Origin of the sequence: Amycolatopsis pretoriensis (genome assembly GCF_900107925.1) — a bacterium.
GTDB classification, from domain to species: domain Bacteria; phylum Actinomycetota; class Actinomycetes; order Mycobacteriales; family Pseudonocardiaceae; genus Amycolatopsis; species Amycolatopsis pretoriensis.
In genome coordinates, this window is record NZ_FNUJ01000013.1 from 16861 (window position 1) to 40491 (window position 23631).

At 70.1% G+C, this 23631-nt stretch carries 20 protein-coding genes; 13 read left to right on the top strand and 7 right to left on the bottom strand.

Going from position 1 to position 23631, the window contains the following annotated elements:
• Positions 1–22 precede the first annotated feature (22 nt).
• The 5 genes from BLV96_RS42275 to BLV96_RS42295 all read left to right on the top strand — a co-directional run bounded on the left by BLV96_RS42275 (position 23) and on the right by BLV96_RS42295 (position 6376).
• Positions 23–1030 (top strand): LacI family DNA-binding transcriptional regulator, encoded by a 1008-nt coding sequence (locus BLV96_RS42275; RefSeq protein ID WP_086680988.1) that lies wholly within the window; start codon positions 23–25, stop codon positions 1028–1030.
• Positions 1031–1572: 542 nt separating this feature from the next.
• Positions 1573–2949, top strand: a complete 1377-nt coding sequence (locus BLV96_RS42280) for an ABC transporter substrate-binding protein (protein ID WP_086673400.1) — start codon at positions 1573–1575, stop codon at positions 2947–2949.
• On the top strand, positions 2927–3901 hold the full coding sequence (locus tag BLV96_RS42285; protein WP_086673402.1) for a carbohydrate ABC transporter permease: 975 nt from the start codon (positions 2927–2929) through the stop codon (positions 3899–3901). Before BLV96_RS42280 ends, BLV96_RS42285 begins: the two co-directional genes overlap by 23 nt.
• A complete protein-coding gene (locus tag BLV96_RS42290; protein ID WP_086673404.1) occupies positions 3898–4767 on the top strand; it encodes a carbohydrate ABC transporter permease in 870 nt (289 codons plus the stop codon). Before BLV96_RS42285 ends, BLV96_RS42290 begins: the two co-directional genes overlap by 4 nt.
• 31 nt (positions 4768–4798) lie before the next feature.
• Positions 4799–6376 carry a glycoside hydrolase family 13 protein gene (locus BLV96_RS42295; protein ID WP_086673406.1) on the top strand — a complete coding sequence of 526 codons (1578 nt, stop codon included), beginning with the start codon at positions 4799–4801 and terminating at the stop codon, positions 6374–6376.
• Here BLV96_RS42295 and BLV96_RS42300 read toward each other — a convergent pair.
• Entirely contained in the window at positions 6373–7707 is a 1335-nt protein-coding gene (locus BLV96_RS42300) for an LVIVD repeat-containing protein (protein ID WP_086673408.1), read from the bottom strand. The genes BLV96_RS42295 and BLV96_RS42300 overlap by 4 nt on opposite strands.
• Positions 7708–7801: 94 nt before the next feature.
• On the opposite strand from BLV96_RS42300, the gene BLV96_RS42305 reads away from it, so the two are divergent.
• Both BLV96_RS42305 and BLV96_RS42310 read left to right on the top strand, forming a co-directional pair.
• Positions 7802–9244, top strand: coding sequence for a peptide ABC transporter substrate-binding protein (locus BLV96_RS42305; RefSeq protein ID WP_086673410.1), 1443 nt, complete (start codon positions 7802–7804; stop codon positions 9242–9244).
• Between the two features lie 26 nt (positions 9245–9270).
• Entirely contained in the window at positions 9271–9822 is a 552-nt protein-coding gene (locus tag BLV96_RS42310; protein ID WP_244180902.1) for a nucleotidyltransferase domain-containing protein, read from the top strand.
• Positions 9823–9880: 58 nt separating this feature from the next.
• Here BLV96_RS42310 and BLV96_RS42315 read toward each other — a convergent pair whose 3' ends face one another.
• Entirely contained in the window at positions 9881–12868 is a 2988-nt protein-coding gene (locus tag BLV96_RS42315; protein ID WP_143051110.1) for an NACHT domain-containing protein, read from the bottom strand.
• Between the two features lie 101 nt (positions 12869–12969).
• On the bottom strand, positions 12970–13704 hold the full coding sequence (locus BLV96_RS42320) for an SDR family oxidoreductase (protein ID WP_086673416.1): 735 nt from the start codon (positions 13702–13704) through the stop codon (positions 12970–12972).
• 21 nt (positions 13705–13725) lie between these two features.
• Between BLV96_RS42320 and BLV96_RS42325 the strand changes: the two genes are divergently transcribed.
• The gene (locus BLV96_RS42325) at positions 13726–14355 is read left to right on the top strand and encodes a class I SAM-dependent methyltransferase (protein WP_244180903.1); all 630 of its coding nucleotides are present in this window, start codon (positions 13726–13728) and stop codon (positions 14353–14355) included.
• A 44-nt stretch (positions 14356–14399) separates the two neighbouring features.
• On the opposite strand, the gene BLV96_RS42330 is transcribed toward BLV96_RS42325, so the two are convergent.
• Positions 14400–16304, bottom strand: a complete 1905-nt coding sequence (locus BLV96_RS42330) for a S8 family serine peptidase (RefSeq protein ID WP_086673420.1) — start codon at positions 16302–16304, stop codon at positions 14400–14402.
• A gap of 204 nt (positions 16305–16508) precedes the next feature.
• Between BLV96_RS42330 and BLV96_RS42335 the strand changes: the two genes are divergently transcribed.
• Positions 16509–16883 carry a PH domain-containing protein gene (locus BLV96_RS42335; protein WP_086673422.1) on the top strand — a complete coding sequence of 125 codons (375 nt, stop codon included), beginning with the start codon at positions 16509–16511 and terminating at the stop codon, positions 16881–16883.
• A 42-nt stretch (positions 16884–16925) separates the two neighbouring features.
• Here BLV96_RS42335 and lpdA read toward each other — a convergent pair whose 3' ends face one another.
• The 3 genes from lpdA to BLV96_RS42350 form a co-directional block, all read right to left on the bottom strand.
• Positions 16926–18317: a dihydrolipoyl dehydrogenase gene (gene lpdA, locus BLV96_RS42340; RefSeq protein ID WP_091390312.1), complete on the bottom strand. Its 1392-nt coding sequence runs from the start codon at positions 18315–18317 to the stop codon at positions 16926–16928.
• A 49-nt stretch (positions 18318–18366) separates the two neighbouring features.
• On the bottom strand, positions 18367–19128 hold the full coding sequence (locus BLV96_RS42345; protein ID WP_425266215.1) for a lysophospholipid acyltransferase family protein: 762 nt from the start codon (positions 19126–19128) through the stop codon (positions 18367–18369).
• A 63-nt stretch (positions 19129–19191) separates the two neighbouring features.
• A complete protein-coding gene (locus BLV96_RS42350; protein ID WP_086676832.1) occupies positions 19192–19596 on the bottom strand; it encodes a nitroreductase family deazaflavin-dependent oxidoreductase in 405 nt (134 codons plus the stop codon).
• A gap of 217 nt (positions 19597–19813) precedes the next feature.
• On the opposite strand from BLV96_RS42350, the gene BLV96_RS42355 reads away from it, so the two are divergent.
• The 4 genes from BLV96_RS42355 to BLV96_RS42370 all read left to right on the top strand — a co-directional run bounded on the left by BLV96_RS42355 (position 19814) and on the right by BLV96_RS42370 (position 23610).
• A complete protein-coding gene (locus BLV96_RS42355; protein ID WP_086676831.1) occupies positions 19814–20854 on the top strand; it encodes a LacI family DNA-binding transcriptional regulator in 1041 nt (346 codons plus the stop codon).
• Between the two features lie 93 nt (positions 20855–20947).
• Positions 20948–22081: a DUF993 family protein gene (locus BLV96_RS42360; RefSeq protein ID WP_086676830.1), complete on the top strand. Its 1134-nt coding sequence runs from the start codon at positions 20948–20950 to the stop codon at positions 22079–22081.
• Positions 22081–22893, top strand: a complete 813-nt coding sequence (locus BLV96_RS42365; protein WP_086676829.1) for a sugar phosphate isomerase/epimerase family protein — start codon at positions 22081–22083, stop codon at positions 22891–22893. Before BLV96_RS42360 ends, BLV96_RS42365 begins: the two co-directional genes overlap by 1 nt.
• Before the next feature lie 54 nt (positions 22894–22947).
• Positions 22948–23610, top strand: coding sequence for an IclR family transcriptional regulator (locus tag BLV96_RS42370; RefSeq protein ID WP_086676828.1), 663 nt, complete (start codon positions 22948–22950; stop codon positions 23608–23610).
• Positions 23611–23631 lie beyond the last annotated feature (21 nt).

Below are 23631 nucleotides of genomic sequence, written 5' to 3' on the forward strand. Positions count from 1 at the left end.
CAGTTGCTGTAAAGTTTCACTCATGACGCGTCGTCTTGCCGAAGTCGCCCGCCAGGTCGGGGTCAGTGAAGCCACGGTCAGCCGGGTGCTCAACGGCCGGTCCGGGGTGTCCGCCAGCACCCGGGCCGCCGTGCTCACCGCGCTGGACGTGATGGGCTACGAGCGCCCCACGCAGCTGCGCGGCGAGCGGGCCCGCCTGGTCGGGCTGGTGCTGCCGGAGCTGCAGAACCCCATCTTCCCCGCGCTGGCGGAGATCATGGGCAACGCCCTCGCGCAGCAGGGGTTCACGCCGGTGCTCTGCACGCGGACCGCGGGCGGGGTGTCCGAGGCGGAGTACGTCGAGCTGCTCCTGCAGCAGCAGGTGTCGGGAGTGGTGTTCGCCGGCGGGCTGTACGCGCAGGCGGACGCGGTCCATTCGCACTACCACCACCTGGTCGAGCGCCGGCTGCCGACGGTGCTGATCAACGCGGCGGTCGAGCACCTGGGGCTGCCCCAGGTGTCGTGCGACGACGCGGTGGCGGTCGAGCAGGTCGTCGGGCACTTGAGCTCCCTGGGGCACGAGAAGATCGGGCTGGTGCTGGGGCCGTCGGACCACGTGCCGTCCCAGCGCAAGCTGGCGGCGTTCCAGTCGTACGCGGCGAAGCTGGGGTTGCCGGTCCTGGACGAGCTGGTGGAGCACGGAATGTTCTCGATCGAGGGCGGCCACGCGGCGGCGGCGCGGTTGTACCCCCGCGGCGCGACGGCGGTGCTGTGCGCGAGCGACCTGCTGGCATTGGGGGCGGTGCGGGCGGCGCGCCGGCAGGGGCTGTCGGTGCCGGAGGACATCTCGGTGGTCGGTTACGACGACTCGGCGCTGATGAACTGCACGGACCCGCCGCTGACGACGACCCGCCAGCCGATCGAGGCCATGGGGCGGGCGGTGGTGGAGCTGCTCGTGAAGCGGATCAACGGGGGTGAGGTGGCGGCCGAGGAGCTGCTGTTCGCTCCGGAGCTGGTGGTGCGCGGGTCCACGGCCCGCCGCACCGCCTGACCCGCCCTCGCCGGAACGGCCGCTCGCGGGCGCCACACCGCCTGACCGATGGCATGAACGAGTCGTTCACCGCGCCGGACGCCACGAACGAGTCGTTCATGCCATGCGAGCCCGGGTCGGCCACCTGACCGGATCGCCGTGACCCGAAGTGCGCGGCGGCTCGCGAGCCGCCGCGCACGTTCACATACCCGGCCCCAAGCGCCCCAAGGCCACATTGGTTGCGTCTGACGCACCGAAGGCCACATTGGGTGCGTCAGACGCAACCAAGGCCACATTGGGGCGCTCGGGCCGGGGCGCTGCCGGCTCGCGCGCACCTGCCCCGCCGCCCCGCGGCAGCGTCGTCCCCGCAAACCCCCAGGAGCGCGACAAGCTTCCGAGCCGTCGCGCTCCTGAGCATGTCCACGTGCCCTGCCGAACACCAGCCGCCCGCAGCCTGTTCGTAACTTGCAACTTCTCGTCGTCTTATTGCGTCGATCTGCTCTCACACTTTAGAGTGACCGCAATCACGTGACAGCCGTCGCGACCCCGAGAAGAGGCTTGAGATGAGCAGTCCCTGGTCCCGATCCGTGTCCCGCCGCACGTTGTGCCTGATCGCCGCGGGAGGCCTGGCACTCTCACTGGCCGCCTGCGGTGACGGGGACACCGCCGCCCAGACCGGCGGCAAGGTGAAGATCACGGTCACCGGCCAGCCGCCGACCAGCCAGCCGTTCGAGCGCAGCGTGTTCGACGCCGACGTCAAGGAGTTCGAGGCCGCCCACCCGAACATCGACATCGATCCGCACGAAGGGTTCATGGACCCGAAGACGTTCTCCGCGAAGCTCGCCGGCGGGCAGCTCGAGGACGTCTACTACGTCTACTTCACCGACCCCGCGCAGATCATCGCGCGGCACCAAGCCGCCGACATCACCGAAGCCGCGAAGAGCGTCCCGCACATCAACGACATCAAGCCGGAACTGCTCGACAACTTCCGGGACGCCGGCGGCAAGCTCTACGGCCTGCCGACGATGAACTACACGATGGGTCTCGTCTACAGCCGCCCGCTCTTCCAGAAGGCCGGGCTCGACCCCGACAAGCCGCCGGCGACCTGGGACGAAGTCCGTGAAGACGCGAAGAAGATCGCCGCGCTCGGCAACGGTGTCGTCGGGTACGCCGACTACAGCAAGAACAACCAGGGCGGCTGGCACATGACCGGCTGGCTGTACTCGATGGGCGGCGACATCGCCCGCAAGGACGGCGGCAAGTGGGTCGCCGACTTCAACAACGAAAAGGGCAAGCAGGCCCTCCAGTACCTGCACGACATGCGCTGGACCGACAACTCGATGGGCGCCAAGCAGCTCCTCGAGGCCACCGACGTCCAGCGCATGATGGGCGCGGGTCAGCTCGGCATGTACATGGCCGCCCCGGACAACGTCCCCGTGCTCGTCAAGCAGTTCAACGGCAAGTACGAGGACTACGGCGTCGCCGGCATGCCCGGCGGCCAGGGCACGCTGCTCGGCGGCGAGGGCTACATGATCAACCCGAAGGCCTCGCCGGAAAAGATCAAGGCCGGCCTCGAGTGGATCCAGTGGAAGTACCTCAACCCGGACCGCTTCGAAAAGCACATCCAGCAGTACGTCGACGGCAAGCAGCCGGTCGGCCTGCCCGCCGAGCCGACCCCGGACGTCTGGACGGGCTCGGTGCGCGAGCAGCAGCTGGCGCTGAAGGCCAAGTACGCCAACGTTCCGGCGAAGAACTTCCAGTCCTACGTGGACACGACCAGCAAGATCAAGGGCAGCATCGAGCCGCCGAACGCGCAGCAGATCTACGCCGCGCTCGACAGCGTGATGCAGGCCGTGCTGACCGACCAGAACGCGAACCTCGACCAGCAGCTGTCGTCGGCCGCCTCGAAGGTCAACAGTGTCCTCGCCCAGGTCAAGTAGCCTGCTCGCCTGGCCCGCGACGTCTTCGTCGCGGGCCCGGCGGCCGGTCGCCTCCCCGGAAGAACGCCGTCGGACGAAGCTCCGCCGCAAGATCAAGGAGAACCTCACCGCGTACGGCCTGCTCTGCGCCGCGCTCGTGGTGTTCGCCCTGTTCTCGTGGTACCCGATCGTCCGCGGTGTCCTGCTGAGCTTCCAGCAGGTCGACTTCGTCAACCCGCCGACCTGGGTCGGGTTCGACAACTTCCAGCGCCTGTTCGAGGACCCGCTCTTCGGCGTCGCCTGGCGGAACACACTGCTGTTCACCGGGCTCGCGCTGGTCTTCGGGTTCGCCGTCCCGTTCCTGACCGCCGTGCTGCTCAACGAGATCCGGCACGCGAAGGCGTTCTTCCGGCTCGCCGTCTACCTGCCGGTGATGCTGCCGCCGGTCGTGACGGCACTGATGTGGAAGTGGTTCTACGACCCGGGTCCCGGCCTGTTCAACTCCGCGCTCGGCGCGGTCGGCCTGCCGGGCGGCCAGTGGCTCGATTCGAGCAGCACGGCGATGCTTTCCCTGGTTTTCGTCTCGACGTGGGCCAACATGGGCAGCACCACGCTCATCTACCTCGCCGCGCTCGGCACGATTCCGGGCGAGCTCTACGAAGCCGCGGAACTGGACGGCGCCGGGTTGTGGAAACGCCTGCGGCACGTGACTTTCCCGCAGACGCGGTTCGTCCTGCTGGTGCTGCTCCTGCTGCAGATCGTCGCGACCATGCAGGTGTTCACCGAGCCGTACGTGATGACCGGCGGCGGGCCGGACGACTCGACGGTCACCGTGCTCCTGCTCCTGTACCGGTACGCCTTCGTCTACAACGACTTCGGCTCGGCGAGCGCGATGAGCCTGCTGCTGTTCGTGGCGCTCGGCGTGTTCTCGGCGTGGTACGTCCGGCTGACGCGGAAGGCGGACCAGTCATGAGGACCCTCGTCTCCCCCGGCGCGCTGCGCAGCCCGCGCGGCAAGGTCGTCTACGGCGTGATCTTCGCGTGCACGCTGGCGGTGTTCATCCTCGCCTTCATGTTCCCGCTCTACTGGGCGATCACGGGCGCGCTGAAGTCACCACAGGAACTGGCCGCGACACCGGCGACGCTCGTCCCGCACGAGTGGCACCCGGAAACCTTCGGCGACGCGTGGAACCAGCTGAGCCTGGGCAAGTACTTCCTCAACACGCTCGTCGTCGCCGGCGGTGCGTGGCTGGCGCAGCTGGCCATCGACGTCCCGGCCGCGTTCGCGCTGTCGAAGCTGCGCCCGAAGTTCGGCAACGTCGTGCTCGGCCTGATGCTGGCCACGCTGATGCTGCCGGCGACAGCGTTGCTGGTGCCGACGTACGTGACGGTGACGGACCTGCCGCTGCTGCACCTCAACCTGATCAACTCGCCGACCGCGGTCTGGCTCCCGGCGGCCGCGAACGCGTTCAACATCTACCTGCTGAAGCGGTTCTTCGACCAGATCCCGGACGAGCTCATCGAAGCGGCGCGCATCGACGGCGCCGGGCCGGTGCGCACGCTCTGGCGGATCATCCTGCCGATCTCGCGGCCGATCCTGGCCGTGGTGTCGATCCTCGCGGTGGTCACCGCGTGGAAGGACTTCATCTGGCCGCTGCTGGTGTTCCCGGACACCGAAAAGCAGACGCTCTCGGTGATGCTGCAGCGGGTGGCGATCGACATGCCGCTCAACGTGCTCGTCGCCGGGATGGTGCTGGCCAGCCTGCCCATGGTGGCGCTGTTCCTGGCGTTCCAGCGGCAGATCCTCGCCGGGCTGACCGCCGGCAGCATCAAGGGCTGACCTTTCCACAACGATTAGGAGGGGCACTTTCGTGACCGACAACACCGGCTGGTGGCGGAGCGCGGCCATCTACCAGATCTACATCCGCAGCTTCGCCGACGGCAACGGCGACGGCGTCGGCGACCTCGCCGGCGTCCGCGCCCGCCTGGACCACCTGGCCGACCTGGGGATCGACGCGATCTGGTTCACCCCGTGGTACCCGTCGCCGATGGACGACGGCGGCTACGACGTCGCCGACTTCCGGGACATCGAGCCGCTGTTCGGCACGCTCGCCGAAGCCGAGCAGCTGATCGCCGAGGCGCACGCCCGGGACATCCGCGTGATCATCGACATCGTGCCCAACCACGCCTCCGACGAGCACCGCTGGTTCCAGGCCGCGCTCGCGGCGGGCCCGGGATCGCCGGAGCGGCAACGGTTCTGGTTCCGCCCCGGCCGCGGGCCGGACGGCAGCGAGCCGCCGAACAACTGGAAGTCGCGCTTCGGCGGATCCGCGTGGACACGCGTGCCGGACGGCGAGTGGTACCTGCACCTCTACAGCTCCCGCCAGCCCGACTTCAACTGGGACAACCCCGAAATCCGCACCGAGTTCGAGGACGTGCTGCGGTTCTGGTTCGACCGCGGGGTGGACGGCTTCCGCATCGACGTCGCCGACGGCCTGGTGAAGGACCCGGCGCTGCCCGACGTCGCCGACGGCGACGAAACGCCGTTCTCCGACCAGGAGGGCCTGCACGAGATCTACCGGACGTGGCGCAAGATCGTCGACAGCTACCCGGGCGAACGGGTGCTGGTCGGCGAGATGTGGCTGGCGGACATGTCCCGCGCGGCGCGCTACCTGCGCCGCGACGAGCTGCACTCGGCGTTCAACTTCGACTTCCTGGTCTGCCCGTGGGACGCGGCGCGCTTCCGCGACGTCATCGACCGGACGCTGAGGGCGCACGACGAGGTCGGCGCGCCGGCGGCGTGGGTGCTCTCGAACCACGACGTCACGCGGCACGTGACGCGCTACGGCCGCGAGGGCGACACGGGTTTCTCGTTCGCGAACCGGCTGCACGAGCTGCCGGTGGACCGCGCGCTCGGCACCCGGCGGGCGCGGGCGGCGGCGCTGCTGACGCTGGCGCTGCCCGGCGGCCTGTACGTCTACCAGGGCGAAGAGCTGGGGCTGTGGGAGGTCCTGGACATCGCCGACGAGCTGCGGCAGGACCCGGTGTGGGCCCGGACTGGTGGTAAGGATCCGGGCCGCGACGGCTGCCGCGTCCCGATCCCGTGGTCGGGCGACGAGCCGCCGTTCGGCTTCGGTTCGGGCGGCGCGTGGCTCCCGCAGCCGGAGGAGTGGAAGGCGTACACGGCCGCGGCCGAGGCGGCGGACCCGGACTCGATGCTGTCGCTGTACCGGGCCGGGCTGCGGCTCCGGCGTGACCTGCCGGCGGGTTCGCTCGAATGGCTTTCCCTCGGCGAAGGCGTGCTGGCGTTCCGGATCGGGACGGAGTTCACGTTCGCGCTGAACTTCTCGGCCTCGCCGGTGCCGTTGCCGGCGGGCGAGGTCCTGCTGGCCAGCGGGCCGGTCGGCACGGAACTGCCGACCGACACCGCGGTCTGGCTGAAGTCCTAGGCGGTCAGCCGCAGTACGTCTACGCCGCGGGCGTTGTCCGCGACGTAGACGTACTTGCCGTGCCAGTAGGGCGCCCACGCGCTCGCGTCGGCCGGGCGGTAGTACGCGATCTGACGCGGGTTCGTCGGGTCGCTGACGTCGAGGAACCGCGTGCCCTGCGCGTAGAACGACTGCACCAGGACCTTGCCGCGGACGTCGAAGTAGTGCGCCGAACAGTCGTCCGAAGCCGGGTCGCTGCCCTCTTGGCCGTTGACGCCCCAGGTGCCGACGCTCTGCAACCGGAACGGCTGTTCGGGCGTCGAACGCCAGCCTTCGCCGTGGTACGAACCCTTCAGCGACGAAATGGTCAGGACGCCGTCACCCGCGCAGCCGTCGACGAAGTTCTCCTCCGTCGCGTAGATCAGGTCCTGCCCGCGCCACGCGCCGTCACCGATGCGGTGGCCCGCCGGGTGGAAGCTGTTGTGCATGAACCGCGAGGGCGCCGCCGTCTCGGCGATGCCGCCGCCCGCGTACGGCACCGGCTCGTGCGCGGTGGCGCGGCGGACCTTGTTAGTCACCGGGTCGCGGTGCACGCCGTTCGTCCAGTACCCGCGCACGCCGCCGCGGCCGGAAACCCAGGCCACGCCGTCGTCGTCCACCTGGACGTCGTGGACGTAGTCGGTCTTGCCGTCGTTGCGGGCCAGCTCGATGGGCTGCGGGTTCACCTTCGGGTGCCGCGGGTCGCGGATGTCGGTCACCCAGATCGGCCGGCCGCCCCAGTCGGCGGGCTGGTCGTCGGCCTTCGCCGGGCCGCCGGTCCACAGGTAGCGGCAGCCGTCGACGCAGCTGGTCGTGTGGCCGGCCGGCACCTTCGTGTAGCTGAGGATCGCCGGGGCCTCGGGCTTCGAGACGTCGACGACGTAGATGCCGGACTCGCCGGTGTGCGTCGTGCCGCCGAACGCGCGCGGGTCGCGGGAGAGGAACACCAGCTTGCGGTTCTGGTCGACCTCGGTGTCCTCGGTCTCCCACAGTCCCGGCAGGCTGACCTGCCCGACCAGCTTCGGCGCGGCCGGGTTCTTCGTCAGGTCGTAGACCTTGAGCCCGAACTCGCCGGACACGACCATGACGTCGCGGCGGCCGTAGTCGAGGAAGTTGATCGAAATGGCGCCGGCGGCGTCCGGGACGCTGCCGACGGCCTTGACGTTCTTGATCGCCCCCGGATCGCCCAGGGTGCGCGCGGCCGGGACCGCGGGCTTGTCGTCCTCGCCGCAGGCGGCGGCCGGGAGCCCGGTCGCGACCAGCGTGGCGCTGACGGTGACGGCGGCGAAGCACGACCGGAGCCAGGTACGCACGAAACCTCCCAGAACGCGTGTCCAGCGAACGGTACGACGGAGATCAACCGGACACAACCACCTTTGGTTGCCTCCTGACTGGTAGGACTGGCCCATGCGCCTGCTCGCCCTGCTCGCCGTCGTGGCCCTCGCCGTCACGGGCTGTGCCGATTCCGACCCCGCCCGGCCCGGCGTCCTGACCGCCGGCATCCGGGAGCCCGCGACGCTCCTGCCCGCCGACGTCACCGACCAGGCGGGCCGGCTGGTCACCGGCGCGCTGTGGACCCCGCTGGCCGACTACGACCCGGCGACCGGGAAGGTCACCCCGCGCGCCGCCGAGTCGATCGAGAGCACCGACCGGGTGCGCTGGACGGTCAAGCTGCGGCCGGCGAAGTTCCACGACGGCACGCCGGTCACCGCGCAGTCCTATGTGGACACCTGGAAAGTTGTTGCCGCCGCACAGTGGGCTTCTTCCGTCGTTTTGACGAAGTTGTTGCGCGCCCGGGAGATCACGGCGTCCACTCCGGACACGATCACGCTGACCCTGGACCGGCCGTCGGGCCAGGTGCCCGCGTTGCTGTCGGCGCCGGGCCTGGTGCCGCTGCCCGCGTCGGCGCTCGCGTCCCGCGACTGGGCCGGCTTCGCGAAGGCGCCGATCGGCAACGGCCCGTACCGCCTCGACGGCCCGTGGCGGCCCGGCGCGGGCGGCACGCTGAAGCGCGTCGGCACCGGGAAAGCGGAGGAGATCGACCTGCGCGTCGGCGACCCGGCGGCCCAGTACGACGAGGTCAAGGCGGGCACGCTCGACTTGGCGACCGAGGTCCCGGGCGAGAAGCACGACGCGATGCACACCGACTTCGGCGACGACCACCACGCGACCTGGGCGCTGCCACGGGCGGGCTACCTGGCGTTCCCGGTGACGAACCCCCGGTTCGCGGACGCGACGGTCCGCCACGGCTTCGCGCTCGGCATCGACCGCGCGGCCCTCGAAGCAGGCCCGCTGGCGCACCAGGTCGACCCGGCGAAGGCACTGCTGCCCCCGGCGGACGCACCGGGCGAGCGATCGGGCACGTGCCGCCCGTGCAGCTTCGACGCGGCGGCGGGGAAAGCGCTGCTGCAGCAGGCATCCTTCCCCGGCGGCGCGACTGTCTACTTCGCACCCTCTTCCGAGGCATGGGCACGAACGCTGGCAGTCGGACTGCACAAGTCGCTGGACGTATCGGTGACGGCCCAGCCGGCACCGGGCGCGGCGGACGGTCCATCCACAGTGGACATCTCGTTGGCCACGGCGAGCCCGTACGAGCTGTTGTCAGAGCTGGCTTCGGTGTCCGGCTACACCGACGAGGTGTTCCGCCAGAACCTGGCGTTGGCCGACGCGGCGGCCACCCCGGAGGAGGCGGGCGAGCTGTACCGGCTGGCGGAAAACCAGCTGCTGCGCGACTTGCCGGTGGCCCCACTGTGGTCGGGCCACGGCCACGCGGTGTGGTCGTCGCGAGCCCACGACGTCACGACGACGCCGTTCACGGGGCCGGTGCTCGCGGGGATCGGGGTGTCGTGACCTGGGATCCCGCACCACTGTCCGAAGTGGCCACGCTGTTCTCGCGGGTCCGCACGCCGTGGTGGATCGCGGGTGGCCACGCGATCGAACTGGCCGTGGGACACGCTTTCCGCGAGCACGCCGATGTCGATGTCCTTGTCCTGCGACGCGACCAGCTCGCGGTCCAGGAGGCGCTGCCGGACTGGGAATGGTGGGCGGCGGACCCGCCCGGCACGCTCCGCCCGTGGCGCCCCGCCGAAGTCCTGCCACCCGGCATCGACGACGTGTGGTGCCGGCCATCGGCAGCGGCGCCGTGGCGAATCCAGGTGATGCTCGACGAGTCGGACGGTGACGACTGGGTCTCCCGCCGGAACCCCACGCTGCGTCGCGCGATCGACCGGCTGGGGGCGGTCTCCGCAGGCGGTATCCCTTATCTGGCAACGGAAGTGCAGCTGTACGCCAAGTCGCGGAACACCCGGCCCAAGGACGAGCAGGACTTCGCCGCGGCGCTACCGATCCTCGACGAGGCTCAGCGTCGGTGGCTCGCCGAAGCCTTGCGCAGAATTTCCGGTGAGCACTCCTGGCTCGATCGCCTCTAGAGCGGGGTGCGATCACCCGTGGTCTCGATCGGAGACTCCGGACGGCGCGGATGATCCCCTAGCCGGCCACCTCACGGCCGGAGATCACCGTGGACCGGACGCGGATGATGCTTTCATCAAGTTTCCGCAGCTCGCGGAATGGATTGGCAATCTTCCGATCCCGCCGGACGACGATCCAGTGGAGCGCGGCAGTGGCCGCGGCCAGCGCAGCCAATGCGGTCAGCACCATCGGGGCCCCGATCCAGCCGGTGAGGCTCGTCCAGGAAAGCACCGCGGCACCGGGAAGCGAGATGACGAGGCCGGTAGTGGCCGTCAAGAAGGCGAGCCCCTCACCATCATCACTGGGAGAAATCGTATCGAGCAGGTCCCCGAGCCAGTCCAAGTCGTAGACGACCATGCCCGACCCGAGACTGACGACGGCAACCGCCGCCGCGATCATGGTGATCCAGCCGAGCCACGGCGGGCCCCACGGCCACCACCCGAACGCGGTGCCGGTCGCCCTGGTGACCCCGACCCCGTACGGGCCCAGCAGCAGGAGTGTGAGCGCGCCCCAGGCCAAGGGCCGGAGGAAGACCGGCTTGCGCGGATTCTCGGTGACGGCCATCCACTGATGCTGGTCCGCACGGAAATCGGCAAGGGTGAACCGGCTCGCCAGGCTGAGCAGGATCGGCGTGGGCAGGGTGTCCAGCAACGTCCGGTAAGGCGGAGTGAGCTGGTTCTGGTCCAGCACCTTGCCCAGACCCACCCGCGCCGCATCCGGATTCTCCTCGTAGACTCTGGCGAGCACCAATACGTTGTTGTGGTACTCCTTCACCGGAAAGCCGACCGAACGAGCGAGTTCCCGGACATCCCAGTCGAGCGTCGCAGTACCGGTCGCCAAGTAATCGCGGGAAGCGCCGATCACCCCGATCGGCATGGCCAGCCGCGGATCGATCACGCCGAGCTCGTCCGGCATGTGCGCCGCACCGAATTCGTCGATCAGGAAGCCGACCCGGCCCATGATCTCGTTGATCGCCTGGGGTCCGTCCCGGTTGAAGGGAACCCACAACCAGTCGTGGCGCGCTCCGGAAACCGCTCCCGGCTCGGAGCGGTACAGCTCCTCTTCGATGTCCGGATTGTTCACCAATGCCGCCAGTCGCCAGGCAGCCCGAATGGCCGCGACGCCGTCGTCGCTCAGCAGATCGACGAGGGCCAGGGCCGCCGAGGCGGTTCCTACGGCGGCGATGTCGTCAACGGCCCACAGCCATCCCGCTCGGGCGCGTTCCGCGAGCACCGGGATCGCGAGTTCGCCGGTCGTACGCAGGGCGATCCGCGCCGCGGGCAGTTCCCTGGCGAGATCACTGAGCGTCTCGACCGCCGATCGCAACCGCGATGCGGCCAGCGCTTCTATCGCAAGGTCGCCGTGATCGGTGGCCGCCTGGCGGAGCCGGGATAGCAAGGCCGTTCCCCGGGGGCCGGGATCCGCCGCGACCGCGCCGAGCGCCGCCACGACGAGGTGGTCGGCCGCCTCTTCCCGGCCGAGCGTCGGCTCGAAGTGGTCCAGGACCTTTTCGGCCAGCTTCTCGTCGATCTGCCGCGCTTCGGCGAGGCATTCGAGGGCCAGCAGCTTGCCACGCTCGTCGCCGGCGAAGATCTGTTCGACGACCGGCGTGCAGTCGCGGTTCGCCCCGCCGCACCACAGCTTCACCGTCTCGCGCCAACGGCCGGGGTTGCCGCTGTAGAGCTCCAGCAACCGCTCGGGGCTGTCGGCCAGCTCCATCGCGGCAAGGTACTCCTGCAACGTCAGGTGCGGGAACTCGTAGAGCAAGTTGCCTTCGTCGACTTTGACCAGCAGGCCGCTGCGGTCGACGATCTCCACGAGCATGCGCGGCGCGTGGGCGGCTTCCAGGTTGAACCGGCCGAGCACTCTCGTGATGTTCGTGAGGAGCTCGCCTTCCGAGACAGTCCGGCGATCCGTCCCCGGCGCGATGGCTCCCTGCGCCTGAACCGCGATGGCCCGTAACGCCATCAGCTTGTGTCCGGCCTTGTAGATCGCGAGTTCCCGGCTGCGGCCGAGCTGGGAATCACGCCGGAGCAGGTGCATTACCGCCATTTCGTAGAATTCGGTGCGCGAGCTCGGCAGCATCGGCCCGAGCCCGGGGTCGGCGTCGTGCAGGGACGCGATCATGGTGAGCAGCAGCGGCGTCCTGGCCAGCCGCATGATGGCAGGACTGGCCCGGAGCCCGGCCATCATCTGCTCGACCTCGTACCGCGCGTCGTCCAGCTGCTTCGACTTGAACCACAGGCCGAGGAACCGGCGGATGGCGGCGTCGTCGAAACCGGCCACCCGGACCTCGTCGTCGAAGTCCGGCCGCAGATCGAAATCGTAGACCGCGTCCCGGCAGGTGACGACGATCTGGCAGTTCGGCCACTTTTCGGCGAACTGCTTGAGCTGTTGTGTAACTTCTGCTTTGCGGTCCGTCACGATTTCGTCGAACCCGTCGAAGAAAACGCTCAGCCTGCCGTCTTCGAGGGCCCGCTCGAGGAACCGTTCCGGTTTCTTCACCCCGCCGCGCGCCAACGCGTCGGCGACCAGGTCGGACAGGGAGTCGTCACCGCGGTTGCGGCGGAACAGTTCGACGAAGACCGGAACGCGGTCGAAGGCGCCGGGCTCGTTCGCCCACTTCACCATGGAGTTCTTCAGCAGCATCGACTTGCCGGCACCGGCGGCGCCGAGCACGACCATCCGGGTCTTGGTGCGGATGCTGCCGTAGATGTCCTCGCGACGCCCGTCGACCTCGCGCTGAAGGGGAACGTAGACGTCGCTCACCGTGACCTTGGTGTTGGCGAGGAAGCCGAGCGCGTGGTTGTTGTAGGTCCGCGCGACACCGCCCGCGTACCGCCGCAGGTCCCGTTTACCCAGCATACGGCGACGACCACGGAAAACGTGCGGCCAGAACCGCTGCCCGAGGTGTTTGGCCCCCTCGCCCAGAAATTGCTTCGCCAAGAAAACCGCAACAGCGAAAAGTATCGCCAGAACGGCGGCAAGGGTCCACTGCGTCGGCACGGTTCGAGCCTTTGATCTCGGTTTTACGGATTTCCGGTTTTACCAACCGGCCCGCCCGGCCGTCGACCGCCCGGTACCGAGTTCACCTGAATGTCGGAGTTCTAGCCTCGCCCGATGAACGGCATCGTCGTCGCGGTAATGGTCAAAAACTGGACGTTCGCATCCAACGGCAGCCCCGCCATGTACCGCACCGCGTCGGCCACGTGCTGAACGTCGAACGTCGGCTCCGCCACCACCCGGCCGTCCGCCTGGGGAATGCCTGCCGCCATGCGTTCGGTCATCTCGGTGGCCGCGTTGCCGATGTCGATCTGGCCGCACGCCACGTTCCACGCCCGGCCGTCCAGGGAAATCGAGCGGGTCAACCCGGTCACGGCGTGCTTTGTCGCGGTGTAGGCGACGCTGGAGGGACGCGGCACGTGCGCGGAGATCGACCCGTTGTTGACGATCCGCCCGCCGCGCGGATCCTGGTCCCGCATCAGCCGGACCGCCTGCTGGGCGCAGAGGAACATCCCGGTCAAGTTGACGTCGACGGTCCGCTTCCAGTCCTCGACGGACAGATCCGCGACGGTCCCGGCGGCCCCGATGCCGGCGTTGTTGAAGAGCAGGTCGAGCCGCCCCCACTCGGCGCGGACCGCGGCGAACAAGGCGGCGACCGAGTCCTCGTCGGCGACGTCGGTGGGCACGACGAGGGCGCCCTCGAAGCCGGCCGCGGTTTCCTCGAGAGCCGCGGCGCGCCGCCCGGCCAAGGCCACGGACCAGCCGTCGGTCAGCAACGCCCGGGCCACCGCGCGCCCGATGCCCGAGCCGGCTCCGGTCACCACCGCCGTCTTCGCCACTTCGCCTCCTAGACTGCGTCCATGGGACTTCGCGAGAGTTTCCGAGCCGGGCTCGCCCGGCAACTCGGCCACCCTAGCGGCCTGCGGGGCCGGATCGTCGGCGCGATGCTCAACCGCCGGAACCGGGCGGCCGTGGTGAAGGCCGTCGCGGCGCTGGAGCTGTCCGGCACCGAGCAGGCGTTGGACATCGGCTTCGGTGGCGGCCTCGGCCTCGGCCTGCTCCTGCGGAAGACCGCCACGGTGCAGGGGGTGGAGATCTCGAAGACGATGCTGGACCGGGCGCGTGGGACCTTCCGCCGGGAGATCGCGGCGGGGCGGCTGGTGCTGAGCGGGGGACCGATGACAGCGTTGCCGCTCGACGACGGCTCGGTCGACGCGATCGTCACGACCAACACGGTCTACTTCGTCGACGACGTCGACCTCGCGTTCGCCGAGGTCGCCCGGGTGCTCTCGCCGGGCGGGCGGTTCGTGCTGGGCGTCGGCGACCCGGACCTGATGGGCCGGGCCCCGATGCTGGTCGACAACGGCTTCCGCATCCGTCCGCTGTCCGAACTCGAAGCGGCGCTGACCGCCGCCGGGCTCACGCCGCTCCGGCACGAGGAGTTCGCCCACAGCGGGCTCGGCTTCCACCTGCTGGTCACCCGGAAATGACACAGCGGGGCCCGGCGCACGCCGGACCCCGCCGCGAGGAACCACTACTTGGCCGCCACCCCCAGCGCGGCCAGGGCCGGGCCGGCCATGATCACGCCGTTGCCCGTCACCGTGTCGAAGCCGGGCGCGCCCAGGTCGATCGCGCTCGAGACCAGCGCGCTACGGATCTGGGCCGGGGTCGCCGTCGGCTTGCCGGACAGCAGCAGGGCCGCGATCGCCGCCGCGTGCGGGGCCGCCGCCGACGTCCCGTAGAACGGCTGGAAGCCCGCCACCGACGTCGCCACGCCGTCCGCCGCCGTGATGTCCGGCTTGCTGCGGGTCGTGCCGCCCGTCGAGGACACGTTGCCCGGCGTGATCGCCGACCCGTCCGCGTTGTAGAACAGGTGACGCTTGCCGTCGGAGGAGAAGCGCTCCCACTTGCTCGACGCGCTGAACAGGCCCGGGTACGGACCGGCCGGGTTGGCCGGGTCACCGGTCTCGAGCGGCCGGCCGAACGCCGGGCCGGCCGGGCCCGCCGCCACGCTGAACGCGTTCGCCGCGGCCGAGTGGCCGTTCGTGACGCCGTTGGTGCTGAACGCCTTGAGCGAACCCGAAGCAACGAACCGGCCGCGGATGACGTTCAGCGCGATGAACCGGTCGGCACCGCTGTACTTGACGACCGCGACCTTGTAGCCGGAGCCCGTGGTGGGCACCGAAGCGATCTCGTACGGGTTCTGCGCGCCGGACTGGCCGTTCTCGCTGGAGGCCACGACGCTGCCCGAGGAGTTCAGGATGAACAGGTCGTAGTCGTTGGCGGACTTGCCCCACGGGTCGGACCAGAACAGCGTCACCGGCTTGCCGAGCGAGCCCGCCGAAAGCGCGTCGAAGTTCTGCGTGGTGCCGCTCGGGTCGAAGTCGTGCGGGGTGCCGGTGACGCCGCTGATCTTCGACGACGACGCGCGGAAGTCGCCCTCGTAGTAGCCGCTGGTGCCGTCGGTCGCGTTGCCCGAGTTGCCCGCCGAGGAGAAGTACAGGACGCCGGCCGCGGTGACGTCGTTGACCGCCTGCGCGACCTGGGTGTCCTGGAACGGCGACTCGTCGAAGTAGGCGACGTCGTCGACGATGATCGTGCAGTGGCCGGTGGTGCGCAGCGCGCGGATGTTCGCGGCGAAGCTGGCCTCGCTGGTGAAGGCGGTGGCGAAACCGAGAGCGGCGTTCGGCGCGAGGTCGTGGATGATCTCCAGCATCGCGGTGCCCTCGTCGCCGCTGCCCTTCTGGCCGGACAGGACGTCCACAGTGGGCAGTTCGCCGGCGCTCTGCGACTTCGCGAGCGAGTCGACGCCGTCGGAGAGCACGCAGACCTTGACGCCGGATCCGCTGACGCCGTAAGTGGTGCGGGCGGTGTCGGCGCCGTGCGCCTTGTCGCCTTCGGACACCTGCGTCGCGGCGGCGGCCTGCGCGGCCGCGGCCTGGCGGAAGTCCCGGTTGCCCGGCTCGCTCCAGGTGGTCGCCTGCGCGGCGGGCCGCACCTCGGCGACGTCGGCGCGCCCGGCGATGGCGTCCACGGCAGCCAGCGGCAGGTCGGCGCGAACGGCGCCGGCGGCGGCGTAGCGGACGGTGCCGCCTGCGGCCTGGACCGCGCTCGCGACGGCCTGGTCACGGCTGGCGGCGATGTCGACCGCGACGGTGCCGGCGCTGCTGACGCCGACGCCCGAGCGGTAGTCGGGGAGCTTCGCGGCGAGCGACCGGTCGGCCCGCAACCGCTTCTCGACGACGAGCTGGCTCGATTGCTTGCGCTCCGCGGGGGTCAGGCTCTTCTTGATGCCCTGCAGCGCGTTGATGCCCGCCTCGGTGCGCGCGGCCGCCGCGTCCACGGTGGACGGCTGCGCCGCGGAAACCCCCGTGGTCAGCAGCAGGGCGCCGACCGTCAGCGGAACCGCGTGCGCGGCGACCCGGCTGAATCTCACCATCGATTTCTCCCTGAAGGCACTCGGCCGTATGACACCCAACCGGGTGTAATGGGGAGAATCTAAGTAGTGACCGCCCGGTGGTCCACCGACCAAAGTCGGGAACGTCCGGGCGCCCACATGCTGGAACGATCAGGGAAACATGAGAACGTTTCGATCCGGCCCGGAGGTCCACGGAACGCACGGCACGGCCACTAGGGTGGGCGGATGATTGACTTCTCCAAGAACGCGGTCTTCAAGCTCGCCCCGTGCAACCCCCAGGACATCGCGCCGACGGTGCAGCCCATCATCATCCACGGCGAGCAGGTGATGTCCTGCTTCAAAGCCGTCAGGGACTTCGTGGTGTTCACCGACAAGCGCCTGATCGCGGTGAACGTCCAGGGCATGACGGGGAAGAAGAAGGACTTCACTTCGCTTCCCTACAGCAAGATCCAGGCGTTCTCGATCGAAACGGCGGGCACGTTCGACCTGGACGCCGAGCTCGACCTCTGGTTCAGCGGCCTCGGCAAGGTCCGCCTGGAGTTCAAGGGCAGCGCGGACATCCGCCAGCTGGGCCACCTGATCGCGTCCCACGTGCTGTGAAGCGCGACCCTGGCCGGCGGGTCCGCCGGCCAGGGCCCGAGCTCACATGTTGATCATGTGCCCGGCAAGTCCATGAACAGCTTCCTTGACAGCCTCACCCAAAGTCGGGTGGGCATGCACGTTCCGGGCAACCTCGTGAACAGTAAGATCCCACTGCTGAGCCAAAGTAAGCTCAGGCAGCAACTCAGTGACATCCGGCCCGATGAGATGTCCCCCGATCAGTTCCCCGTACTCGGCGTCACTGATCAGCTTGACGAACCCGCCGGCATCCCCAAGCCCCTGAGCCTTCCCATTGGCAGTGAAGGGAAACTTGGCCACCTTCACATCGAACCCCTTGGAGCGAGCCTGCTCCTCAGTCCACCCGAAGCTGGCGATCTGGGGCTGGCAGTAGGTAGCCCGGGGAATCATCGGGAAGTCGAGCTCCATGGTCTCGACCCCGGCGATCGTCTCCGCGGCGACGACCCCCATCGACTCCGACGCATGGGCGAGCATCAACTTCGCGGTGACGTCACCGATGGCGAAGATGTGCGGAACATTGGTCCGCCCCCGGCCATCGATGGCGATGGCACCGCGGTCGGTCAACGCGACCCCGGTCTTGTCCAGCCCGTACCCCTCGACCCGAGGCTGGAACCCGATGGCCTGCAGCACCTTGTCGGCGGAAAGGACCTGCTGCCCGTTCTTCTCCGAAGACACGGTCACCTGAACGGAAGACCCGGAGTCGTCGATGGACTCGACCCGAGTCGAGGTCAGCACCTTGATCCCGAGCTTCCGGTACCGCCGGGCGAGCTCGGCCGAAACCTCGGCGTCCTCCAACGGCACCATCCGGTCCAGGAACTCGACGATGGTGACATCGACACCGTAGTTGTGCAGCACGTAAGCGAACTCGACCCCGATGGCCCCGGCACCGGCGATCACGATGCTGGACGGCAGCTCACTGGAGAGGATCTGCTCTTCATAAGTGACCACCCGCGAGCTACGCGAAGTCCCCGGCAGCAACCGGGTGGTAGCGCCAGTGGCGATGATGCAGTGGTCGAAAGTGATCTGCGACCCGTTCACCTCGAGGGTGTGGTCGTCGACGAAAGTGCCGTGCCCGTCGAACTCGGTGATCTTGTTCTTCTTCATCAAGAAGTGCACGCCCTTGACGCGCCCGTCGGCGACCTTCCGGCTCCGCTCGTAGGCGGCCGTGTAGTCCACGCGGATCGGGCTGTCGGACGAGATCCCGAACGCCGCGGCCTCCTGGGTCACGACGTGCGCGAGCTCGGCGTTGCGCAGCAGCGCCTTGGACGGGATGCACCCGACGTTCAGGCAGACCCCACCCCAGTACTTCTCCTCGACCACGGCGGCGCTCAGTCCCAGCTGGGACGCGCGGATCGCCGCGACGTAGCCGCCTACTCCGGCCCCCAGCACGACGACATCGAAGTGTTGTGCACTCATACGCCCGAAACTACCCCTTCCGCCAGGTCCGGGCGGGGTGACGCGGACCTCACGCGGCGGCGGGACGCTCCTCGCCGCGGATCGACTCCAGCAGCGACGTCACCGCGCCCATGATCCGGGCCGTCGCCTGCTCCAGCACCTCGCGGGTGAGCGGCCGCTCACGCAGGTCGGAGAGGTCGACCGGCGGGCCGGCCACCAGCTCGACGGTCTTGCGCGGGAACACCCGCGGGAACCACGCGGTCGACGGCAGCAGGCGGTGGGTGCCCCAGTTGGCCACCGGGACCACCGGCGCGCCGGTTTCGAGCGCGGCGCGCACGATGCCGGTCTTGCCGCGCATCGGCCAGCCGTCCGGGTCCGTCGAGAACGTCCCTTCCGGGAAGACCGCGACGCATTCGCCCGCCTGCACGGACGAAACCAGGTCGCGGTAGGCCTCCGCGGCCGTCGCGGCGCCGCGGTACACCGGGATGTGGCGCCCCGAGCGCATCACGCGGCCGACCACCGGGAGCTTCCACAAGGACGCCTTCGCCAGGTAACGCGGGACGCGGCCGGCGGCGAGGCAGAACGCCGTCAGCGTCGTCGGGTCGGCGAAGGACAGGTGGTTCGACGCCACCAGCACGCCGCCGGTCTTCGGGATGTGGTGCGACCCGCGCGCCCGGAACCGGGTCGTCTGGACGAGGAACTGCCAGACGACCTCGATCGCGAAGCTGTACCAGGCGCCCCGGCCGGCGCGGGCGAAGCGCCGGCCGTAGGCGATCATCTGGCGTCGGGTGAGCAGCTCACCTTCGGTGTCCAGGGCGGTCCAGCGGTCCATGACTGTCATTCGTAGCCCACGACCGGCCGGATCGGCCCGTACGTCCGCGGAACGCGGCGCAGATCACAGTCGTTCGAGAACCACGACAGGAATCTCGCGGTCCGTCTTCTTCGCGTAGTTGTTGTAGTCCGGCCAAACGGCGGCCAGCTTCTCCCACAGCTTCGCGCGCTCTTCACCCTCGGCCGTGCGGGCGCGGGCCCGGAACTTGTCCGCCTTCACTTGCACGCCGACCTCGGGGGTTTCGACGAGGTTGAAGTACCAGCCGGGGTGGTTCGGCGCGCCGCCCTTGGAGGCCACGATCACCGGGTTCCCGTCGACTTCCTGGTAGATCAGGGCGAACTTGCGCTCCTGCCCCGTCTTGCGGCCCTTGGTGGTCAGCACGAGCGTCGGGACGCCGTCCTTCCAGTCGTGGCCCACCTCGCCGTCGGTCTCCTCGTAGCGGCGGACGTGCTCGTCACCGAACAGCATGCGTGTTCCTTTCGCGGTCATCAGTGGCAGTGGCGTACCAACCACTTGAAGGTTCTCCTTGTTTTCAACACACGCGCCACCGCGGATCTTCCCGCGCAATTCACTCGAACGGGTCAGGTCCCCCGGCCAGCGGCTTCTCCCGGCCCACCCCCCTCCCAGTAGATTGCACCGACCGAGCACGCCGAGACACTCGAGACCGATCTTGGAGGAGCCAGCCATGAAGGCCCGGCCGCACGTGACACTGGAAGACGTGGCACGCAGCGCGAACGTCTCGCTCGCGACGGCGTCGCGGGTGCTCAACGGCACCGCGTCCGTCCGCGCCGACCTGCGGGAGCGCGTATCCGCCGCCGCGGCCGAGCTGGCCTACGCCCCGAACGCGCACGCGCAGGCGCTCGCCGGGGGCACCCACCGCACGGTCGGCGTGATCTGCCACGACGTCAGCGACCCCTACTTCGCGGCGATCGCCGGCGGGGTGATGCGGGTGGCCACCGACAACGGGCTGCTCGTGATGCTGGCCGGCACGTTCCGCGACCCGGACCGCGAAGTCGCCTACGTCTCGACGCTGCGCGCGCAGCGGGCCGCGGCGATCCTGCTGATCGGCTCGGCGTTCGAGGACCGCGCGTGGGAACGCGCGATGGCCGCCGAACTCGAGCCGTACCGCCGCGGCGGCGGGCAGGTCGCGGCGGTCAGCCGGCACCGCGGGCTCAAGATCGACACCGTGCAGCCGGACAACAAGGGCGGCGCCGCGGCGCTGGCGAAGGCGCTCGTCGGGCTCGGCCACAAGCGGTTCGCCGTGCTGGCCGGGCCGCGGAAGCTGAGCACGGTCATCGACCGGCTGGCGGGCTTCACCGACGCGCTCGCCGAGCACGGCATCACGCTGCACGAAGACGACGTCGTCGAGGCCGCCTTCACCCGCGACGGCGGCTACGAGGCGACGAAGCGGCTGCTCGCCGGCCGCAAGCGCAAGCTGCCGACCTGCGTCTTCGCCGTCACGGACGTGATGGCGATCGGCGCGATGACGGCGTTGCGCGAGGAAGGCCTGTCCGTGCCCGGGGACATTTCGGTCGCCGGGTTCGACGACATCCCGGTCGTGCGCGACCTCGCGCCGGCGCTGACCACGGTCCGGCTGCCGCTGGAAGAGCTCGGCGAACGGGCGATGGACCTGGCGGTCAAGGGGTCCGCGGGCACCCGGCCGCGGACCGTCCGGCTGTCGGGCGAAGTCGTGCTGCGGGACAGCACCGCGCGTCCCAAGCGCTGACGCGCACCGCACCCGGTCGGGCCTTGTCGCCTCTCGGCACAGGCCCTACCGTGGTTGGCAGAAAGCGCTTTCCGAGGCTGCGGAGGTCACCCGATGCTCGTGCTCCCGGTTCCCGGCGGCGGGCTCGTGAACTGGTCACCGTCCGGCCCACCGCGGCCCGGACCGCCGGGCGCCCCGCCGACGTCGCGAATCGCCTACGCCGCCGTGCACGTCGTCGTGGACGCGCTCGCCGACGAACCCGGCACCATCGACTGGGACACGACCCTCGCCTTCCGCGAGCACCTCTGGGCGTGCGGGCTCGGCGTGGCGGAGGCGATGGACACCGCGCAGCGCGGCATGGGTCTCGATTGGGCGACCACCCGAGAACTGGTGACGCGCACCGGGGCGATCGCCGGCGGCCGCCGGTGGTGCGCCGGCGTCGGCACCGACCAGCTGCCCGCGGGTCCGGCCACCCCGGCGTCCATTGTGGACGCCTGGCGCGAGCAGCTGGACCTGGTCGGCGGCGCGGGCGCGGTCCCGGTCGTCATGGCGAGCTGGGCGCTGGCCGCGGCGGCGACGGGCCCGGACGACTACCACGCGGCCTACGGGAAGCTGCTGTCCGAGGCGAGCCGCCCGGTCCTGCTGCACTGGCTGGGCGAGCAGTTCGATCCGGCGCTGGCCGGCTACTGGGGCCACCAGGACGTCCGCGCGGCGGCTAGGGAGCTGGCCGCGCTCTGCGCCGAGCACGCGGGCACGGTCGCCGGGGTGAAGGTCTCGGTGCTGGACGCCGACGTCGAGACCGAGTTCCGGCGCGCGCTGCCCGCCGGCGTCGCCTGCTACACCGGCGACGACTTCCACTACCCGGAGCTCATCGCGGGCGACGAGCGGGGCCACAGCGAGGCCCTGCTGGGGATCTTCGACCCGATCGCCCCGGTGGCCGCGGCCGCGCTGGGCCGGCTGGACAACGGCGACCTGGCCGGGTTCCACACCCTGCTCGACCCGACCGTGCCGCTGGCGCGCGAGATCTTCCGCGCCCCGACCCGGCACTACAAGACCGGCGTCGTCTTCCTGGCCTACTTGAACGGTCATCAAGAGCACTTCCGGATGCTCGCCGGCAGCGAGTCGGCGCGCACGATCACCCACCTGGCCACGCTGCTGCGGCTGGCCGACGCGGCGGGCGTGCTCGCCGACCCCGAGGTGGCCGTCGCCCGGATGCGCCCGCTCCTGCAGGCAGCGGGGGTGGCGTGATGGATCCGCGGTTCAGCCTCAACCAGATCACGACCAAGGCCTGGTCGCTGCCGGAGGCCGTGGCCGGCTGCGCCGCGGCCGGCGTCGGCTGGATCGGGCTGTGGCGGGACAAGGTCGCGGAAACCGGCGTCGAAGCGGCCGCGAAGCTGCTGGCGGACCACGGGGTGCGGGTTTCGTCGTTGTGCCGCGGCGGGTTCTTCACCGGCGTGACGCCGGAAGGGTCCCCTGTGGACGGTGTGGCGCGGACGCGGGAGGCGATCGACGAGGCGGCCGCGCTGGGTGCGGCCGTGCTCGTCCTGGTGGTGGGCGGCATCGCGGGCAACGACCTCGCGGCGTCCCGGCAGCGGGTCGCGGACGCCGTGGGCGAACTGGCGCCGTACGCGGGGGAACGCGGCGTCCGGCTCGGTCTGGAGCCGCTGCACCCGATGCAGTGCGCGGACCGGTCGGTGCTGTCCACGGTGGACCAGGCGCTGGCGATCGCCGTCGAGCACCCGGCGGAGCAGGTGGGGGTGATCGTCGACGAGTTCCACGTGTGGTGGGACCCGCGGGTCGAGGCCGCGATCGCGGCGGCCGCCGGCCGGATCGCCGGGTTCCACGTGTGCGACGTGCTGGTGCCACTGCCGGACCCGCTGCTGGGCCGCGCGTTGCCGGGCGACGGGCCGATCGACCACCGCCACCTGCGCGCGGCGGTCGAGGCGGCGGGGTACACCGGGCCGATCGAGGTGGAGGTCTTCAACGCGGAGCTGTGGGCGCGGCCGGGCGCGGAGGTACTGGCCGAGACCGTTGCGGCGTTCGAGCGACACGTGGCCTGAAGGGTCCACAGCGCGGTACACTCGGTCCGTCTAGCGGACTGGGGAGGTCGCGCGATGACCCACAACGACGACGGATCGGTCCGGAGCGTGCTCCGCGCGTTCGACCTGCTCGCCCTCTTCACCGAACACCGCCGGACCTGGGCGGTCAAGGACCTCACCACCGCCAGCGGCCTCGCGAAGACCACCGTGCTGCGGCTGGTCGCCACCTGCGAGCAACGCGGCCTGCTCTGGACCCGGCCGGACGGGCGGGTCACCGTCGGCCCGGGGATGCTCCGCTGGGCGCAGCTGGCCAACACCGCGTGGCAGCTGCCCGAGCCGGTCCGGCAGGTCCTGCGCGACCTCGCCCAGGAGTGCCGCGAGACCGTCAACCTCTACGTCCGCAGCACGTCCGTCCTGGTCTGCGTGGCCCAGCAGGAGGGACCCCTGTCCATCCGGCACGTCGGGCGCGTCGGCGACGAGCTGCCACTCGGCTTCGGGGCCGCCGGGCGGGTCCTCGACGGCACCGAAGGCGCCGCGGTCAGCCACGGCGAGCCGGAAGCCGGGGCGTCCAGCGTCGCCGCGCCCGTGCACGACGGTGACGGACGGCTGCTGGCCGCCCTCGCGGTCACCGGACCCGGCAGCCGGTTCGGGCCCGCCGAAGTCGCTGCGCTTACCGAAGCCGTCAGCGGGGCGGCACTGCGGATATCGCAGATCGGCCTCGGGACACGGGCGGAATAGGCCACAGTCATCGGGTGTGCG